Source organism: Pseudomonas rhodesiae (assembly GCF_013285305.1).
Classification (GTDB): domain Bacteria; phylum Pseudomonadota; class Gammaproteobacteria; order Pseudomonadales; family Pseudomonadaceae; genus Aquipseudomonas; species Aquipseudomonas rhodesiae.
Genome location: NZ_CP054205.1, coordinates 5119615 through 5138482 on the forward strand (window position 1 = coordinate 5119615; position 18868 = coordinate 5138482).

The 18868-nt window shown below is 59.4% G+C and carries 12 protein-coding genes; 8 read left to right on the plus strand and 4 right to left on the minus strand.

Features of this window, described 5'->3' with window-relative positions; genetic code table 11:
• The first annotated feature begins 62 nt into the window (after positions 1 to 62).
• Positions 63 to 1886 carry a hypothetical protein gene (locus HRH33_RS23165; protein WP_173603561.1) on the plus strand — a complete coding sequence of 608 codons (1824 nt, stop codon included), beginning with the start codon at positions 63 to 65 and terminating at the stop codon, positions 1884 to 1886.
• A gap of 5 nt (positions 1887 to 1891) precedes the next feature.
• On the opposite strand, the gene HRH33_RS23170 is transcribed toward HRH33_RS23165, so the two are convergent.
• Entirely contained in the window at positions 1892 to 2209 is a 318-nt protein-coding gene (locus tag HRH33_RS23170; RefSeq protein WP_034139361.1) for a PA4575 family protein, read from the minus strand.
• Positions 2210 to 3276: 1067 nt separating this feature from the next.
• Positions 3277 to 5718 (minus strand): Lon protease family protein, encoded by a 2442-nt coding sequence (locus tag HRH33_RS23175; protein ID WP_034115167.1) that lies wholly within the window; start codon positions 5716 to 5718, stop codon positions 3277 to 3279.
• Between the two features lie 267 nt (positions 5719 to 5985).
• Here HRH33_RS23175 and HRH33_RS23180 point away from each other — a divergent pair, with 267 nt between their 5' ends.
• The 6 genes from HRH33_RS23180 (at position 5986) to HRH33_RS23205 (ending at position 11324) form a co-directional block, all read left to right on the plus strand.
• A complete protein-coding gene (locus HRH33_RS23180) occupies positions 5986 to 6474 on the plus strand; it encodes a DUF3015 domain-containing protein (protein WP_016973832.1) in 489 nt (162 codons plus the stop codon).
• 91 nt (positions 6475 to 6565) lie between these two features.
• The gene (locus HRH33_RS23185; RefSeq protein WP_167418397.1) at positions 6566 to 8419 is read left to right on the plus strand and encodes an Lnb N-terminal periplasmic domain-containing protein; all 1854 of its coding nucleotides are present in this window, start codon (positions 6566 to 6568) and stop codon (positions 8417 to 8419) included.
• Positions 8420 to 8510: 91 nt separating this feature from the next.
• Entirely contained in the window at positions 8511 to 8822 is a 312-nt protein-coding gene (locus HRH33_RS23190) for a chorismate mutase (protein WP_167418396.1), read from the plus strand.
• 233 nt (positions 8823 to 9055) lie between these two features.
• Entirely contained in the window at positions 9056 to 10141 is a 1086-nt protein-coding gene (locus HRH33_RS23195) for a type I restriction endonuclease (RefSeq protein ID WP_167418395.1), read from the plus strand.
• 258 nt (positions 10142 to 10399) lie between these two features.
• Positions 10400 to 10756 (plus strand): hypothetical protein, encoded by a 357-nt coding sequence (locus tag HRH33_RS23200; RefSeq protein ID WP_034100821.1) that lies wholly within the window; start codon positions 10400 to 10402, stop codon positions 10754 to 10756.
• A 70-nt stretch (positions 10757 to 10826) separates the two neighbouring features.
• Positions 10827 to 11324 (plus strand): GreA/GreB family elongation factor, encoded by a 498-nt coding sequence (locus HRH33_RS23205; protein WP_034139366.1) that lies wholly within the window; start codon positions 10827 to 10829, stop codon positions 11322 to 11324.
• Here HRH33_RS23205 and gdhA read toward each other — a convergent pair.
• Both gdhA and ettA read right to left on the minus strand, forming a co-directional pair.
• Entirely contained in the window at positions 11321 to 12658 is a 1338-nt protein-coding gene (gdhA, locus tag HRH33_RS23210) for an NADP-specific glutamate dehydrogenase (RefSeq protein ID WP_034100825.1), read from the minus strand. The genes HRH33_RS23205 and gdhA overlap by 4 nt on opposite strands.
• 297 nt (positions 12659 to 12955) lie before the next feature.
• Complete coding sequence (gene ettA, locus HRH33_RS23215) at positions 12956 to 14620, minus strand: energy-dependent translational throttle protein EttA (RefSeq protein ID WP_034100827.1); 1665 nt, start codon at positions 14618 to 14620, stop codon at positions 12956 to 12958.
• A 284-nt stretch (positions 14621 to 14904) separates the two neighbouring features.
• Between ettA and HRH33_RS23220 the strand changes: the two genes are divergently transcribed.
• Entirely contained in the window at positions 14905 to 18756 is a 3852-nt protein-coding gene (locus tag HRH33_RS23220; RefSeq protein ID WP_167418394.1) for a bifunctional diguanylate cyclase/phosphodiesterase, read from the plus strand.
• The last annotated feature ends 112 nt before the right edge of the window (positions 18757 to 18868 follow it).

The following is an 18868-nucleotide window of genomic DNA, read 5'->3' on the forward strand; positions in this document are numbered from 1 at the left end:
TTTTTCTGCTAGTGTCGAGCCCATCAACTCGGCTCGAAGATGTCGGACAGGAAGAAAATCAGATGATGGATGTGCGATCCCCTTTGGCCGGTTTCGGCCTGTGCGCAGCATTGCTGCTGGCGGGCGGCTGCTCCCCTAGCGATGAAAAGAAACAGGCCACCCTCGAAGAGAAAACCGCGCAATTCGAACAATCCTTGGACAGCATCCAAGACCCCAAGCTGCGCGACGCCATCGCCGACCTCGGCGGCTCGCTGCTGTTGCTGGAGCGGGCGCAACTCAAGCTCGCCAACAAGCCCATCGAGCCAGAGTACGGTGAAGACTCCCTGGCCCTGCTCAAGCACTACCCCACGCCCCAGGCGTTGGTGGACACCTACATCAATGGCCTGTTCGTGCTGCGCAAAACCTCCCACTCCGATTACCTGACCGATCTGCAGCCGGTCTTCCCGTTCAATTTCAACCTGCCCGACCAATTCCCGTTTCCCCACAGCCTGGAATGGCAGTCGGTCACCCTGAGCAACCACAAAGTCATTCCGTTTCAGCCGGAATGGTCGGAAACCGATCCGGGCATCCAACTGAGCCCCAGCAGCTCCAACCTGACCAACCCCGATGATCTGACGGTGACCTACCCGTTCATCGACGGCATCGAGACCGAAAACAAAAGCCAGCCGCAACCGGTGAGCCTCAAGGGCACGGTGGAAGTGATCGCGCCGGGCAATGTGCTGACGTTCGACTTGTCGACCAAGGACGTAGGCCACCCGCGCACTGAAGGTGCGATCAGCGTCAATCTGCTGCGTCTGGAGAAGAACTACGCCGAAATCGAACTGACCAACAGTCAGCCCCTGGCGCCCCAAGTCGGCGATGAATCCCCCAACCCGCTGCTGGTACAGGCGCGCAACAGCACCGGGCAATTCCTCACCCGTTCGGGGTCCATCAATGAAAGCGCGGCTCAGGTGGCGTTCTACCAGAAACAATTGGCCGAGATGCAGAAGCAGAAAGTCTGGTCCGACGCCTTGGAAAAACAGCTCAGCGATGAGCAAAAAGCCTTCGAACACCAGCAGAACACCCATTACGCCAAGGTGTACTTCAATGGGCTGATCGACACCCTGCAAGTCAACGTGCTGGATTTTTCCAAGGCCACGGTGACCCGCAAGGACCTCGACCTGCCGGTGCTTCGCTTCGACAAAAACAGCCTGGAAAAAACCGTGCAAGCCTTGCCCATGCCGGTCACCGTGTATGACGACGGCGCCGCCGATTGGCTCAAGGACGCCACACTGACCGAAGACCAGCTGAAAAACAGCGTCACCATCAGCCAGTCCGCTGAAGACGCCAGCGCCGCGACTATCGTGTTCGACCACCCCTTCACGTTCAATGACGATCTGGTGGGCGCAGAGCGCAATAGCACTGAGTCGCCGGTGACCTTCTTTGCTGCCGATGAAAAAGGCGAGCGCGGCGAACCGATTGAATTGCCCACCGAGGCTTTTGAGCTGAACCCGGCACGCGGCACCCTCACCTACGACCTCACGCTGTTTCCGGAAAACCCGGCCTATGTAGTGGGCTCGATCCCGTTGTTCCTGGCGACCATCGAGAAAAACCAGATCGACGTGGGCACGTTGCCCAAGGGCCTGTCGCTCAAGGACAACGCGCTGGTTGTCGACCAGAAAGCCTTCCCCTCCGACAGCTGGCGTTTCTATGCCAAGGACGCCAGCGGCCACTACCTCAAGGAAATCCTTGCCGTCAGCCATCGCGCCGCGGAATACGGCACGGCGTTATTCGACGTGCATTACTTCTACGGCCAGCCGAGCGCGCTGGAAAGCTACCAGCGTACCGAGCTGAATACCGTGCAATACGGCTTTGAGGTCAAACTAGACAAGCCCGAGAGCAAATAAGCGGACTACAGAGCGAGTTGCTCGTGGCTGCGGTTGAGCAGTCGAAGATGGGCCTGCAAGTGCAGGCACCAGATCGGCGGGTCCTCGGCCATTTCGTAACCCTGTCGAGTCAGGTTTTCGACGATCGACTCCAGCAGATGGGCTGCCTCGAAGGGGCCGCGAAACGGGCCCTGGGACTTCACCGCGGACGGCTGCTCGCCGGTCATCCCGGCGGCAAACAGCACCGTCCACAGTCCGTTATCCCCAGCGAGAGGGCGAATGGCGCATTCGATACGGGTAGCCAGCCCGAAGTACTGGCGGGTAAGACAGAGGTTGCGCGACATGGCGGCGACCCTCGGTAGTTCGGTGTTCAGCCCCTGCGCGTGGGCGAGGCTGTTGCTGTCCAGCGACTCCTGTGGATATCCCTAATCCTCAGGATAGAAGAAAAACACGACAAACCAAGGCCGTAGAGACCAACGGTGTAGGCCCCTGTAGACACCAGTCAAATTATTGTCATTTCTGCCAGCCTTGCGGCGAGCGAACTGGCGCCGCGCGAGACAAGCTCGCTCACCACAGGGATCGGGGCACAGGCTTGGATTTCCAGTGCCATTTCGTTGAGAGAAGCGGCAGTCAACTCAGGTTCTGTGGCAACACACCAACCCCTATGGTGGGCGGGCTTGCCCCGCGCGAGACAAGCTCGCTCACCACAAGGATCGGGCACAGGCTTGGATTTCCAGCGCCATTTCATTTGCGAGAAGCGGCAGTCAACTCAGGTTCCGTGGCAACACACCAACCCATGTGGTGAGCGGGCTTGCCCCGCGCGAGGCCAGCTCGCTCACCACAGGGATCAGGGCAGAGGCTTGGATTTCCAGCGCCATTTCATTTGCGAGAAGCGGCAGTCAACTCAGGTTCCGTGGCAACACACCAACCCATGTGGTGAGCGGGCTTGCCCCGCCCAAGGCCAGCTCGCTCACCACAGGGATAGGGGCAGAGGCTTGGATTTCCAGCGCCATTTCGTTGAGAGAAGCGGCAATCAACTCAGGTTCTGTGGCAACACACCAACCCATGTGGTGAGCGGGCTTGCCCCGCGCGAGGCCAGCTCGCTCACCACAGGGATCGGGGCAGAGGCTTGGATTTCCAGCGCCATTTCGTTTGAAAGAAGCGGCAGTCAACTCAGGTTCTGTGGCAACACACCAACCCATGTGGTGAGCGGGCTTGCCCCGCGCGAGGCCACGTCGCTCACCACAGGGATCGGGGCACAGGCTTGGATTTCCAGCGCCATTTCGTTTGAAAGAAGCGGCAATCAACTCAGGTTCTGTGGCAACACACCAACCCATGTGGTGAGCGGGCTTGCCCCGCGCGAGGCCGGCTCGCTCACCACACAAATCGGTGCATTCAGTGACATCGGCTGTTATGAAGCGGGTTTGGCCTCGGCCAGCGCCTGTTGCGCCAGTTCCTTCTCCGCTTCTTTGAGGTCGTCTTCACTGATCATTTCTGCAATCGCGCGCAAGCGCTCGACCACCCGGGCGTTGACGGTACCCTCCGGGAATTGCCCCTCGGCATCCGGCTCACCGGCATCCTCGCCCACCAGCAGGCTCAAGGCTTCATCGGCCTGGCGTACCGCGTAGATGTGGAACTGCCCAGCCCGCACGGCCTGCAACACCTTTTCATCGAGCATCAGTGTGGCGACGTTGGCCTGGGGAATGATCGCCCCCTGCTCGCCGGTCAGCCCACGGGCCTCGCAGAGACGGAAGAAACCTTCGATCTTCTCGTTAACCCCACCCACCGCCTGCACTTCACCAAACTGGTTGATGGAGCCGGTAATGGCAAAGCACTGCTTGAGCGGGGTTTTCGACAGCGCCGAGATCAACGTGCACGCTTCGCCGAGGGACGCACTGTCACCGTCCACGTAGCCGTAAGACTGTTCCAAAGCGATGCTGGCCGAAATCGCCAGCGGGAATTCCTGGGCATAGCGGCTGCCCAGGTAACCGGTGAGGATCATCACGCCCTTGGAGTGGATCGGCTGGCCGAGGTTGACCTCACGCTCGATGTCGACAATCCCGCTGCCGCCGGGGTACACCGTGGCAGAAATCCGCGCCGGCACGCCGAACGCCGAGTCGCCCACTTCCAGCACCGTCAGGCCGTTGCACTTGCCGACCGCCGCACCGGCGGTGTCGATCAGGATCACCCCGGCGAGCATATCGTCGAGAATCCGCGCCGACACCCGCCCGGTGCGCGTGGCCTTAGCCTTGAGTGCGCGTTCGATATGGCCGGCGTCGGTCATCTCGTCGCCCGCCAGGTGACGAATGAAATCCGCCTCGCTGACCAATTGAAACAGATCGCCAATACGCGCCGACAAGCGCCCCTGATGCTCCGCCAGCCGCGCGCTGTAAGTGGCCAGGCGCGCTACGGCGTCGGATGTCAGCGGCGCCATGCCTTCTTCCGAGGTGCGGGTTTTGAGCAACTGCGCGAACTGCTCCAGGCTTTCGTCGACCATCGGGATGTCTTCGTCGAAGTCCACCAGCACCCGGAACATTTCCTGGAAGTCCGGATCGGCGTCCTGCAACGCGTAGTACAACTGACGCGAACCGATAATGATGACTTTGACCTGCAGCGGGATCATCTGCGGGTTGAGGGTTACCGTGGCCAGACGCCCCAGTTCGCCCAGCGGCGACTCCATTTTCAGCTTGCGCGACTGCAGGGACCGCTTGAGGGCGTCCCACACGAACGGCTCGCTGAGCATTTTTTCCGCTTCAAGGATCAGAAACCCGCCATTGGCGCGGTGCAACGCGCCTGCGCGCAGTTGGCGATAGGTGGTGTAGAGCGCGCCCTGATCGGTGCTGTATTCGATACGCCCGAACAGGTTGTCGTAAGTCGGGTGCGGTTCGAACACCACTGGTGCGCCACCGTTGACCGGATGGCCCACCACCAGGCTCGGGCAGTACTGCTCTTCCAGCAGCTTGCGCGCCTGGGCGTCGGTCTTGGCATCATCCACCAATTGCTCGACCACGGTCTTGAGCAGGTACACCTGCATGGCTTGCAGGTAACCGCAGACGGCCGCGTTTTCCGCGTACTTTTCCGACAGCGGCGCCAGCAATGGCTGAAGGGCCAGGGTGATGGTTTCTTCGTTGAACTGGCGCAGTTGGTTATTCGACTCGCGCTTCCACTGCGGCAGGCTGGCCAGCTCTTCGTTGAGGCGTTCTTCCAGCTCGGAAATATCGGTGTGAAAGCGCTCGCGGTCGGCTTCCGGCAACTGCGAGAACTCGGCCTCGTCCAGGGCCTTGCCGTCGAGCATCGGCGTGAACGCGATATTGGAGCTGTCGCGGTACAGCGCCACGTCTTTTTCCAGGGCCAGGCGCTCGATCACGTCCAGCGCTTTGTCGTAACGCTGGTTGAAGGCGCGGTCGATAGCGCTCTTGCGCTGCTGGTAGGTAGGGTGTTCGAACACGGCCGGGAACGTGGCCACCAAGTTGTCGATCAGCGCGTTGATATCGGTAATGAACGCTGCGCCTCCCCCGGCGGGCAACTCAAGGGCGCGCGGCTCGCGAGGTTCATCGAAGTTATTGACGTAAACCCAGTCCGACGGGGTTTGCAGGCGCTTGCCTTCGGCCTTCAGGTAGCGTTTGACGAACGAAAAGCGACCGGTGCCCGGCTCGCCCATGACAAAAACGTTGTAACCGGGGCGTGGCATGGCCACACCGAACTGCAAGGCTTCAACCGCGCGTTCCTGGCCAAGCACACCGCGAAAGGGCTCCAAATCATTGGTGGTCGAGAAGCTGAACTGTTCAGCAGAGAAAGGGCGAGTCAGCGCATCGGGCGCTAGACGCAGGCTGGCAGCAACAGGATCAGGCATCGGGCTTCCTTACATCAGGCGGGGCAGATAGCGGCATTCTGGCTCCCCCTTGCGCGCTCTGGCAAGGCGGGTCTCTGGGAAAGCATAGACGCGGGAGGCGGCCGGCAAATATTTCATCAAATCGCCATCGGTTTTATAAAAACCCACGGAACCCTTCGAACGTGCCTAAACTCCAAACTGCGCGGGTTGGACTAATAACCGATCCCTAGGGCGCTATGAAGTGCCTGAACCCTTGTCCATTGGTTTGCACACAAAGAGAACAAAGCTATGAAACGGATCCTTCTCGGTACTCTCTTCACCGTCGTCTCCCTCAATGCAATGGCAGAAGCACCAGGTGGCCCGAACTGCGGTTGGGGCAACATGTTGTTCGAAGGCCAGCGCGGCACTCCAGCTCACTTCCTGGCTTCCACCACTAACGGCACCTCGGGTAACGCCACCTTCGGCATGACCTCGGGCACCAATGGTTGCAGCACCAACAGCGCGCTGACCTACGGCGGCAAGTCTTGGATTGCCATGAATGGCATGATGAACGAGCTGTCCGAAGACATGGCCAAGGGTAATGGCGAAGCACTGACCACCTACGCCGTGGTACTGGGTGTTGCGCCCGAAGATCGCGAGCACTTCGCTGCCGTGACTCACGAGCACTTCCAGCAAATCTTCAGCAAAGCTGACGTGACCGCTGACGATGTGCACAACAACACCCTCGCTGTACTGAAAAGCGATGCCCGTCTGGCGAAATACGCGACCCAGGCTTAAGCTCGACCGGCCCGCGCCTCTCCAGGCGCGGGTTTTATTTTTGGGCCCGCCTCCCCTTTGGGTCTTTCTATTTCCGACTTAAGTTGCCTTTATGCTCAAACGAATTGCCTGCCTGGCACTCTTTGCCTGCGCCCCGCTGTATGCGGCCCCGCACCTTGATGATCAGCGTTTGCAGCAATTGGCCAACGATCCGTTCTGGCTTTCCCTGGGCCATTACGAAGCCGGCAAGCTCAAAGGCTGGCGCAGTTATATCAGCGACAAGAAATTCTTCCTGGCGGCCGATGGTGCTCACCATCCGGACGCGGAACTCAAGGCCACCGTCGACGCACTCTATGCGCCCGCCAGCTTGGGTGAAAAACACGCCCAATGCGTCTACCCCGCACGTACCCGCTGGCTCAAGGATCAGTTGCACCTGACCGACCTGCCCGCCGTGGACTGCGCCGAATTCAAGCAATGGTTCAAGGACGTCGCCCCCCACAGTGCGGTGATGATCTTCCCGGCGGCCTACCTCAACAGTCCGTCGTCGATGTTCGGCCACACCTTGTTGCGTATCGACCAGGCCGACGTGCAAAGCAACAACACCGCACTGCTCAGCTACGCGATCAACTTCGGCGCGTATATCGAAGGCTCGGACAACAGCATTCTCTACGCCTGGAAGGGCCTGATGGGCGGCTACCCCGGCCTGTTCGCGCTGGTGCCCTACCAGGAAAAACTCTCCGAGTACCGTAGCCTGGAGAACCGCGACCTGTGGGAATACCGCCTCAACCTTACCCAGGTCGAGACCGAGCGCATGGTCGAGCATGTGTGGGAACTCAAGCAGATCCAGTTCGATTACTTTTTCTTCGACGAAAACTGCTCTTATCGCCTGCTGGAGCTGCTGCAAGTCGCCCGCCCCGGCCTGCGTTTGACCGAACAGTTCCCGCTGACCGCCATCCCCACCGATACAGTCAAAGCCGTGAAAGACGCGGGCCTTGTAGAGAAAATCGACTATCGCCCGTCCCGCGAGCGCGAATTGCTTGAACGCGCCAAACCCTTGGATGGCGACGAGCAGCAATGGGTGCTCAAGATCAGCGACGACCAGAAGCAATTGCAGGAACCGGCCTTCAAGGCTCTGCCCCGCGAGCGTCAGGCCCTGATTATCGACGCGGCTTATCGTCTGGGCCGCTACCGCGCCAATGGCCTGGAACGCGACACCGCCCGCTCCCAACGCAGCTTCGAGCTGCTGCGCGCGATCAACCAGAACCCTGCGCCCGACCTCAAGATCCAGCCGCCCGGCCTGCCGGAAGACGGCCATGAATCCCGCACCTGGCAAGCCGGTATCGGCACCCGTGGCGACAAGGCTTTCGGCGAATACGGCCTGCGCATGGCTTACCACGACCTCAACGACAACGCTGAAGGCTTCCCCCTCGGCGCGCAGATCGAAATCCTGCAAATGAAACTGCGCCAGTACGAAGGCAACCACTGGCAGTTGCAACAACTGGACCTGGCCACCATCCGCTCTCTGACCCCGCGCAACGCGTTGCTGCAGCCCTGGTCCTGGCAAGTCACCGGCGGCCTGGAACGCGTACCGGGCAAACACGACGACGAAACCCTGGTCGCCCATGTCAACGGCGGCGCCGGCAGCACCTGGCAACTGCGCGACGACATGCTCGGCTTCGCCCTCGGCACCGTGCGTGTGGAACACAACAACGACTTCAACGAAGCCGTCTCCCCCGCCGCTGGCTTCAACACCGGCGTACTGTGGAAAAACCCGCTGGGCAACCTGAGCCTGGAAGCCAAGGGTGACTTCTTCACCAATGGCGAAGTGCGGCGCAGCCTCAGCCTCAACCAACAGTGGGAACTGTCCCGCAACCTGGGCCTGCGCCTGAGCGCCCAGCGCGAATACAGCCATCTATCCTCGCCGGTCAATGAAGTGATGCTTGAAGTGAAGTGGTATCACTACTGACCAACGCCTGGCGAAAATCAAAAATGCGGGAGGGGGCAAGCCCCCTCCCCCATTTGTTAGCATTGCCCGCACCATCAGGAGTTCACTCGACATGGCCGTTACCTGCACCACCCTTGAAGAAGTTCGAAGCAACATCGACCGCCTCGACCAACAAATCGTCACTCTTCTGGCCGAACGCGGCCGCTACGTCTCCCAGGCCGCCCACTTCAAAAAAGATGCCGATGGCGTCAAGGCCCCGCAGCGGGTCGAACAAGTGATCGCCAAAGTGCGCAATTTGGCGCAGGTGGCGGGCGCCAATCCGCAAGTCACCGAACAGGTTTATCGCGCGATGATTGCGGCGTTTATCCAGCAGGAATTGGCTGAGCATGCGGCGCTGACGAAAGCGGGAAATACAGAAGCCTAATCATCCATCTGGCCAGCTCAGTTTTAAGCCCCCACCCTACAAACACAAATTTCTCATCAACATCCAACCTACTGATAAATAAGCAGGAATTTTCTGACATTTATTTAGTTTTTTTCAGTCAAGAGAAATTGCCAATTACTCCATTCTCTTTGTGTGGTTTTGTGTCTAGTATCGAACGGCAGTCAATTTGCCATCACTTCTATACACGGATCCGAATAGGGTAAGAGGCTTATATGGATTTTTTTGAAAAGCTCACCAGTCTGGCAGCAAAGGTTCGGTTACAAGGCCCCGCCATTCAAACAGAAGAAGCAACAAAAAATGCGTTTGTGATGCCCTTTATTAATACGGTGCTGGGTTATGACGTGTTTGACCCACAGGAAGTGACGCCTGAGTTTGTCTGCGACGTAGGAACAAAAAAAGGCGAAAAAATCGATTACGCGATCATGAAAGACGGTGAGGTTCAGATCCTCATTGAGTGCAAAAAGATCGGTGAGTCATTGAGCATCAATCACGCTTCGCAGCTGTTCCGATACTTTCATGTCACCAGTGCAAGAATCTCTATTCTGACCAATGGGCAGGTCTACAGATTTTTTACTGACTTGGACGCGCCCAACAAAATGGACGAAAAGCCATTTCTGGAATTGGACTTGCTCGACATTGATGAGTACTCCGTACCTGAGCTGATCAAGCTCACCAAGTCGGCATTCGATGTGGACTCAATCATTAATGCTGCGGGCGAGCTGAAATACGTCAGCCAGCTCAAAAAGCTCATTGGTGCTCAAGTCACTAAGCCGGAAGATGACTTTGTGAAGTTTTTCGCGTCCCGGGTTTACGAAGGTGTCATCACACAGAAAGTCCGTGAACAGTTCTTCGAACTGACCCGAAAAGCGTTAGCGCAGTTTCTGAATGACCAGATCAATGATCGACTCAAGTCAGCCATGAGCGGTGCTATTCAGCCGACAATAGCGTCATTGCCCGTCGAAAATAGCACCACCACCGACCACCAAATTCGAGATGAGTCAGAAGAAAAAATCTTGACGACGCTTGAAGAACTGGAGGGTTATCACATCGTTCGAGCTGTTGTGCGCTCGGTTGTCGATGCCAAACGAATCGTTCAGCGTGATACGCAAAGCTATTTTGGGATACTACTGGATGACAACAATCGCAAGCCCATTTGCCGCCTTCACTTTAATCGCAGTCAAAAATATCTCGGAATATTCGACGAGGAAAAAAACGAGACGCGACATGCCATTTCATCTATTGATGAGATTTACGAGTTCGCGGATCAACTGAAAAAGACAGTGGGTTATTACGATTAATAGGGCTATCGGAATAACCAAAGCTAGCGAAAAATCTGTGGTGAGAGAGCTTGCTCCCGCTGGGCAACACAGCAGCCCGGCTCGGATCATGCCCGCTCACTACGATAAAGTCTGTTCACCACAAAAGCCTGCTTAACAGGGGCTCAGTTCCAGACACACAAACCGCGCCAACACATTTCTCACACCCCCTTCACATCCGTCCGACGAATCCCCTTCTAGACTTTCCCTATCAGCCGTAAAACGGCCAGGGAGTACGCCATGTGGCGGTATGCGGTCATGTTGTGGGCGGTAATGGGGTTGGCGGGTTGCCAGACGACCCATCAAGAATTGTTGGCCAAGGGTTATCCACCGGCCTTCGCCGATGGCTTTGACGATGGCTGCAGCAGCGGTCGCCAGGCGGCTGGGGTGATCAGTGGGGAGTTTCGCAAAAATGTGCCGCGCTATCTGCAAGAGCGGGAGTACGCCGAGGGCTGGGAGGACGGTTTTCGCCAGTGCAAGGCAATGCGGGAGAACGAAGAACTGCGCGATTACAAAGAGCGCCATTGGGATGAGCGCGAGCGCGAGTGGCAGCAGGAGAAGGATCGCGATGCGGCCCGGGCCTATCGCTCGCAATAGGTCGCTTTCAGACATCCATCGAAACTAAAGCACAGCGAACATGGCCCAAGCTCCATAGAGGGAGATCATCATGAGCCGTGCTTTTGTAAACGAAGACAACGCCGCCGCCCAGGCCGATCAGCCGGTGGAGCGTCAAGTCAGTGAGCAACCCAACCGCCTGACCGCGCAAGGTCTGGCGCAGTTGCACGCCAAAGTCGCGCAGTTGCAGCAGGAACATGGCGCCGAATCCGCCAAGGGCGAGCACGCCGATAAACAGCGCCAAGCCGACCTTGAGCGGGATTTGCGCTATTTCAACCAGCGGGTGCAAAGCGCCCAGGTGGTGGCGCCTGCCACGTCCACCGATCAGGTGCAGATCGGCAGCTGGGTCACCTTCGCCAATGAGCAGGATGAACAACAACGCATCCAATTGGTGGGTGAAGACCAGGCCGACGCCAGTGCAGGGTTGATCAACTGGGGCTCGCCCCTTGGCCGCGCGTTGCTCGGTGCGCGGGTCGGTGACGAGGTGCTCTGGAAGCGCCCCGTCGGCGATCAGTTGATCGAAGTGCTGCGCATCGACGCTGGGGCTTAGACGATGCCTTGGGCCAGCATTGCGTCGGCCACTTTGACGAAACCGGCGATATTCGCGCCTTTGACGTAGTTAACCCGGCCGTTTTCTTCGCCGTAGTGCACGCAGGCATGGTGGATCGACTGCATGATGGCGTGCAGCTTGCTGTCCACTTCCCCGGCGGTCCACAGCAAGCGCATGGCGTTCTGCGACATCTCCAGGCCGCTCACCGCCACGCCACCGGCGTTGGATGCCTTGCCCGGTGCGAACAGAATGCCTGCCTCGATAAAGATATCCACAGCCTCCAGCGTGGTCGGCATATTGGCGCCTTCGGCCACGCAGAGGCAGCCGTTACGCAGCAAGGTGCGGGCGGCGTCGGCGTCCAGTTCGTTCTGGGTCGCACAGGGCAACGCGATGTCACAGGCCAGCGCCCACGGCGTTTGGCCTTTGCGGAACTCCAGGCCAAAGCGCTCGGCCAGTTCGCTGATACGGCCGCGCTGCACGTTTTTCAGTTCCAGCAGCGCCGACCATTGTTCCTCGGTCAAACCGCTTTCGGCGTACAGGGTGCCTTCGGAGTCGGACAGGGAAATTACCTTACCGCCCAAGTCCATGACCTTGCGCGCCGCGTATTGCGCCACGTTGCCGGAACCGGATACCGCGACACGCTTGCCCTCCACGCGCTGGCCGTCGCGCTTGAGCATTTCTTCGGCAAAGTACACACAGCCAAAACCGGTGGCTTCGGGACGGATCAGGCTACCGCCGTAGGTCATGCCCTTGCCGGTCAGCACCGAGGTGAATTGGTTGCTCAGGCGCTTGTATTGACCAAACAGGAAGCCGATCTCCCGGGCACCCACGCCGATATCACCGGCTGGCACATCGACGTCCGCACCGATATGCCGATACAGCTCGCTCATAAACGCCTGGCAGAAACGCATTACCTCGGCGTCGCTCTTGCCCTTGGGATCGAAGTCCGACCCCCCTTTGCCGCCGCCCATGGGCAACGAGGTCAGGGAATTCTTGAAGGTCTGCTCGAAGGCGAGAAACTTCAAAACCCCCAGGTTCACCGACGGGTGGAAACGCAGCCCGCCCTTGTACGGGCCGATGGCACTGTTCATCTGAATGCGGAACCCGCGATTGACCTGGACCTTGCCGTGATCATCCACCCACGACACCCGGAACGTAATCGCACGCTCGGGCTCGCACATCCGCTCCAGAATGCCCGAAGTCAGATAGTGCGGATTGGCTTCAAGAAACGGCCACAGGCTGCGCAAGACTTCTTCTACGGCCTGGTGAAATTCCGGCTGATCAGGGTCACGTTTCTTTAGGCGAGCGAGGAAGGATTCGACGGATTCGATCATGAAAAGTCTCGGCAAATTGATTGTTTTTAAATGAGATTGGGCCGGACTTTAACAATTCATGTCGCACCGCGACAGGGCAAAATGTCGCTTTTGTGAATTTAAATGGTGCATTGGATGTAAATAAACCCGGAAAACGGGAGTTTTCTGCACTTTAAAGGGGATTACCAGGCTGGGGTGTGCACCGTCGAGGGAATGGCTATCGAGGGCAAGCCCCCTCCCACATTTGATCGGTGTGGGTCAGGGGAATGTGCAAAAAAAACGGTGCCCGAAGGCACCGTTTTTTTAACCGGCCCGGGATCAGGCCAGTTTTTTGTGACGTACACGGTGCGGCTGGGCAGCGGCATCGCCCAGGCGCTTCTTGCGATCGGCTTCGTACTCGGTGTAGTTGCCTTCGAAGAACACCGCTTGGGAGTCATCTTCGTACGCCAGGATGTGTGTCGCGACGCGGTCAAGGAACCACCGATCGTGAGAGATCACAATGGCGGCGCCTGGGAAGTCCAGCAGGGCTTCTTCCAGGGAACGCAGGGTTTCGACGTCGAGGTCGTTGGACGGTTCGTCGAGCAGCAGGACGTTGCCGCCCTCTTTCAGGGTCAGGGCCAGGTGCAAGCGGCCGCGCTCACCACCGGACAGGTCCTTGACGAACTTCTGCTGGTCGCCGCCCTTGAAGTTGAAACGGCCGACGTAGGTGCGCGACGGGATTTCATAGTTGCCGATGCGGATCTGGTCGGAACCGTCGGAAATCTGCTGGAACACGGTCTTGCTGCCGTCCAGGTCGTCACGGCTCTGGTCGACACAGGCCAGCTGCACGGTTTCGCCGATTTCGATGCTGCCCGAATCCGGGGTTTCCTTGCCCATCAGCATGCGGAACAGTGTGGATTTACCCGCACCATTACCGCCGATAACGCCGACGATCGCGCCTTTTGGCATGGAGAACGACAGGTTGTCGATCAGCACGCGGTCGCCATAGCCTTTAGTGACGTTCTTGAATTCGATGACCTTGTCACCCAGGCGCGGGCCGGCCGGGATGTAGATCTCGTTGGTTTCGCTGCGCTTCTGGAATTCCTGCGACTGCATCTCTTCAAAGCGTTGCAGACGCGCCTTGGATTTGGACTGGCGGGCCTTGGCGCCTTTGCGCACCCATTCCAGTTCTTCCTTCATGGCCTTTTCGTGAGCCGATTGCTGCTTGGATTCGGCGGCCAGACGCTCGGACTTGGCTTCCAGCCAACCGGAGTAGTTGCCCTCGTAAGGGATGCCGGCGCCACGGTCGAGTTCGAGGATCCAACCCGCTACGTTGTCCAGGAAGTACCGGTCGTGCGTAATCGCAACCACGGTGCCCGGGAAATCGTGGAGGAAATGTTCCAACCAGGCGACGGAATCGGCGTCCAAGTGGTTGGTCGGTTCGTCGAGCAGCAGCATGTCGGGGGCCGACAGCAGCAGACGGCACAAGGCCACGCGACGCTTTTCACCACCGGACAGGTGTTCGACCTTGGCATCCCACGCCGGCAGGCGCAGCGCGTCTGCGGCGACTTCCAGCTGGCGCTCCAGGTTGTGACCGTCGCCGGCCTGCAGGATGGCTTCGAGCTTGGCCTGTTCGGCGGCCAGTTTGTCGAAGTCGGCGTCCGGCTCGGCATAGGCGGCATAGACTTCATCCAGGCGCGCCTGGGCGTCCTTGATCACGCTGACGGCCTCTTCGACCACTTCACGCACGGTCTTGGCCGGGTCCAGCTGCGGCTCCTGCGGCAGATAGCCGATGTTCAGTTCCGGCATCGGGCGCGCTTCGCCTTCGAACTCGGTGTCGACGCCAGCCATGATTTTCAACAGGGTGGATTTACCCGAGCCGTTGAGGCCGAGCACGCCGATCTTGGCGCCGGGGAAGAAGGACAACGAAATGTTTTTCAGGATTTCCCGCTTCGGTGGGACAACCTTGCCCAGCCGATGCATGGTGAAGACGTATTGAGCCATGGTGAACCTAGCGTCAGTGACTGATGAATTGAGCGGGCGAAGCCCGTGCCAGGCCATGCGCCGCGCGGGCCTTTGACTATCATCAATGCCAGCGAGCGGAAAAAGCCTGAATATCTGGGGCTGGAACGCCCCGCGTAACCGGCAAAGCTACCTGAATGCGCTTGGTCAGTCCAGCCAGGCGGGACTGGCACTTTGCCACAACACAAGGCATGCTAGCCGCCCTTCGGGCGTCCGGCTTATAGTGCACGTCGCGCGCCAGTCCAGCCAAACCGCAGGATTACAGCTTGTCCAAAGTCACGCCGCCAACTCCTTTGCGCGCCGCTCATCTAGCGCCGGGAGCGCCCCTGCACGGTCCTCTCAAAGGCGCCCTGGCGACGCTCGTCCTGCTGCTGCTCGCTTTATTGTTCTGGCAACTGCTGGATCAACTGCAGCAGAACCAGAAAAACCAGCAGCAATACACCATCGACTACAGCGCCGACCTGGCCGAACAGATCAGCCTGAACATGGCCCTGAGCGCCAAGATCGCCCTGAACCTGCTGCCGATGGTTGAAGCGCCCCGCGACAGCGAACAGCAACAGGCATTGATGCTGACCTTGCAACGCTCCTTGCCGGAATTGCGCAGCGTGGCCCTGCTCGCCCCCAGCGGCGCGATGATCAGCGACAGCGCGCCCGATAGCCAGGACGCCGCCTGGCTCGAAGAACTGGTACAGCGCAGCCACGGCCAGGCCTATTACCTGAGCAACAACGACGAAGGGTCCCTTATCTATCTGCTGCTGCACCAGCCGAGCGGTGGTTCCAGGGTGTACTGGGCGTTGCGCCTGGCGCCGGAGTATCTGACCAACCTCACCCGCCAGGACAGCCCGGGCCAGCGCCCGGCGTGGGCCATCGAGAATCGTCTCAACCAACGCATTATCAGTCGCGACAGCGGCATGCCGGCAAAATGGGCCAGCGTCCTGACCCCGGACGAATTGAATAAAAGTGTGCTGGTCACCCCTCTGAGCAAAAGCGACTGGCAACTGCGCGGTCTGTTCGATCGCAGCGCCGTGCTCGAAGAACTGTTGCCGGCATTTATCGGCAAATGCCTGCTGGGCCTGGCGTTCTCGCTGGTCCCGGTGATCGTCCTGTTAAACATGCGTCGCCGTCAGCGCCAGGTGCATGAGGGCCGCCGCCGTTACCAGGACATTTTCGAAGGCACCGGTGTGGCCTTGTGCGTGCTGGATCTGTCGGGCCTCAACACGTTCTTTGAGCGCGCGCACCTGCGCAGCCGCGAGCAATTGAGCGCCTGGCGGCATGCCAACCCGGACGACTACCGCCAACTGCTCAACGAGCTGCGCATTACCGAAGTCAACCAGGTCGCGGTGCGTCTGCTGAACGTGGGCTCGTGCGAGGATGCCTGGGAGCGTTTGATCAGCGATTGCCCGAACAACGTCACCTCCATCGGTTATCAGATCCTCGAAGCGGTCCTGACCCAACAGGACCAGTTAGAGCTGGAAATCCAGCTCAACGATGTGGCCGGCAACGATCAATACCTGTGGCTGGTGATGCGCTTGCCGGAGCAGCAGGACGATTTCAAGGCGGTGATTCTCAGTATCAGCGATATCACCAGTCGCAAGCTGATCGAACTGTCCCTGGTGGAGCGCGAAAGTTTCTGGTCGGACGTGGTCCGCACAGTGCCGGACCACCTGTATGTACAGGACGTGATCAGCCAGCGCATGATTTTCAGCAACCATCACCTGGGCCACACCCTCGGCTATAACCGCGGCGAACTGCAGCAAATGGGTGAGTACTTCTGGGAAATCCTGCTGCACCCCGAAGACGCCGAGCATTATCACGACTTGCGCCAGCAGCAACGCCAGACCGGTTATGCCACCCAACTGCACTGCCAACTGCGCTTTCGCCATCGCAACAACCAGTGGCGACGTTTCGATATCCGTGAACAGGCCCTGGCCCGGGACAAAACCTCTCAAGTCACCCGCATCATCGGCGTGGCCAAGGACATTACCGACCAGATCGAAGCCAGCGAATCCCTGCGCGACAGCGAGCAGCGCTACCGCATGTTGGCCGAGAGCATCAGCGACGTGATCTGCTCCACCGACAGCAATTTGGCCCTCAATTACATCAGCCCCTCGGTCAATGCCGTGTTGGGCTATGACGTGGACTGGGTGTTCAAGAACGGCTGGCAATCGATCATCGCCAACCCGCAGCAACTGGCCGGCATTTACAGCCTGGTGGAACAGGTCAGCCGCGCCCTGGGCGACCAGGAGGCCCTGAGCAAGCTGCGCGATCAGGTGCAGACCCAACTGTTTCTGTTCGACTGCCTGCGCGCCGACGGTCGTAAAGTGCCGATCGAACTGCGGGTGGTGCTGGTGTGGGACGAGCACGGCACGTTCGAGGGCATCCTCGGTGTCGGTCGGGACATCAGCCAGCAACGCCGCGCGGAAAAAGACCTGCGCATGGCGGCCACGGTATTCGAGCACTCCACGTCGGCGATCCTGATCACCGACCCGGCGGGTTATATCGTGCAGGCCAACGAAGCGTTCAGCCGGGTCAGCGGTTATGAAGTGGCGGATGTGCTCGACCAGTTACCCAACATGCTCACCGTCGACGAGCAGCAGGAAGCCCACCTGCGCTATGTGCTCAAGCAATTGCATCAGCACAGCACCTGGGAGGGCGAAGTGTGGCTCAAGCGCCGCAATGGCGAGCATTACCCGGCCTGGGTGGGTATCACCGCCGTGTTCGACGATGAAGGCGATTTAGCCAGCTACGTGTGTTTTTTCAGCGATATCAGCGAGCGCAAGGCCAGCGAGCAGCGCATCCACCGCCTGGCCTATTACGACGCCCTGACCCACCTGCCCAACCGCACATTGTTCCAGGACCGCCTGCACACCGCGTTGCAGTCGGCCGAACGGCAGAAGTCGTGGGTGGTGCTGATGTTCCTTGACCTGGACCGTTTCAAACCGATCAACGACTCCCTGGGCCATGCCGCAGGCGACCGCATGCTCAAGGAAATGGCCACGCGCCTGCTAGGTTGTGTGGCCGAAGACGACACCGTGGCGCGCATGGGCGGCGACGAGTTCACCCTGTTGCTGCAACCGCGGGTCAACCGTGAAATGGCGCTCAACCGCGCCATTCATGTGGCCGAGCAAATCCTGGCGAGCCTGGTGAGGCCGTTCGTGCTGGAGGGCCGCGAGTTCTTTGTGACCGCCAGTATCGGTATCGCCTTGAGCCCGCAGGATGGCAACGAGCTGAGCCAGCTCATGAAAAACGCCGACACCGCGATGTACCACGCTAAGGAGCGCGGCAAGAACAACTTCCAGTTCTACCAGGCCGACATGAACGCCAGCGCCCTGGAGCGTCTGGAACTGGAAAGCGACCTGCGCCACGCCCTCGACCAGAACGAATTCGTGCTCTATTACCAGCCGCAATTCAGCGGCGACGGCAAACGCCTGACCGGCGCCGAGGCGCTGCTGCGCTGGCGCCATCCGCGTCGCGGGCTGGTGCCGCCGGGGGACTTTATCCCCGTGCTGGAGGAGTTGGGCCTGGTGGTGGACGTGGGCGACTGGGTGATCGCCGAGGCATGTCGCCAGCTCAAGACCTGGCACCAGAACAAAGTCCGCGTGCCGAAAGTCTCGGTGAACATCTCCGCGCGGCAATTTTCCGATGGCCAACTGGGCACGCGCATCGCCACCATTCTGAAGGACACCGGCCTGCCGCCGGCATGCCTGGAGCTTGAGCTGACGGAAAGTATCCTGATGCGCGAAGTCAACGAAGCCATGCACATCCTCGACAGCCTGAAAAACCTGGGCCTGAGCATTGCGGTGGACGACTTCGGCACCGGTTACTCATCGCTCAACTACCTCAAGCAGTTCCCCATCGATGTCCTGAAGATCGACCGCACCTTTGTCGACGGCCTGCCGTCCGGCGAGCAGGATGCCCAGATCGCCCGCGCCATTATCGCCATGGCTCACAGCCTGAACCTGGCAGTGATCGCCGAGGGCGTGGAAACCCATGAGCAATTGGACTTCCTGCGCGAGCATGGTTGCGACGAGGTACAGGGCTACCTGTTCGGGCGGCCAATGCCGGCGCATCGGTTCGAAGCGCAGTTCAGCAATGATGCGCTGTTCATGTTCGATTGAAGGGTGTGGCGCGGCCACTGGCCTCATCGGGGGCAAGCCCCCTCCCACCTTCGACTTGTGAATACATTCAAATGTGGGAGGGGGCTTGCCCCCGATGAGGCCGGTAGAGCCA

What these genes read in the sequence shown, in the direction of transcription:
- HRH33_RS23165 (WP_173603561.1), top strand. Translation starts at nt 63, where the DNA reads ATGATGGATGTGCGATCCCCTTTGGCCGGTTTCGGCCTGTGCGCAGCA.
- HRH33_RS23170 (WP_034139361.1), bottom strand. Translation starts at nt 2,209, where the DNA reads ATGTCGCGCAACCTCTGTCTTACCCGCCAGTACTTCGGGCTGGCTACC.
- HRH33_RS23175 (WP_034115167.1), bottom strand. Translation starts at nt 5,718, where the DNA reads ATGCCTGATCCTGTTGCTGCCAGCCTGCGTCTAGCGCCCGATGCGCTG.
- HRH33_RS23180 (WP_016973832.1), top strand. Translation starts at nt 5,986, where the DNA reads ATGAAACGGATCCTTCTCGGTACTCTCTTCACCGTCGTCTCCCTCAAT.
- HRH33_RS23185 (WP_167418397.1), top strand. Translation starts at nt 6,566, where the DNA reads ATGCTCAAACGAATTGCCTGCCTGGCACTCTTTGCCTGCGCCCCGCTG.
- HRH33_RS23190 (WP_167418396.1), top strand. Translation starts at nt 8,511, where the DNA reads ATGGCCGTTACCTGCACCACCCTTGAAGAAGTTCGAAGCAACATCGAC.
- HRH33_RS23195 (WP_167418395.1), top strand. Translation starts at nt 9,056, where the DNA reads ATGGATTTTTTTGAAAAGCTCACCAGTCTGGCAGCAAAGGTTCGGTTA.
- HRH33_RS23200 (WP_034100821.1), top strand. Translation starts at nt 10,400, where the DNA reads ATGTGGCGGTATGCGGTCATGTTGTGGGCGGTAATGGGGTTGGCGGGT.
- HRH33_RS23205 (WP_034139366.1), top strand. Translation starts at nt 10,827, where the DNA reads ATGAGCCGTGCTTTTGTAAACGAAGACAACGCCGCCGCCCAGGCCGAT.
- gdhA (WP_034100825.1), bottom strand. Translation starts at nt 12,658, where the DNA reads ATGATCGAATCCGTCGAATCCTTCCTCGCTCGCCTAAAGAAACGTGAC.
- ettA (WP_034100827.1), bottom strand. Translation starts at nt 14,620, where the DNA reads ATGGCTCAATACGTCTTCACCATGCATCGGCTGGGCAAGGTTGTCCCA.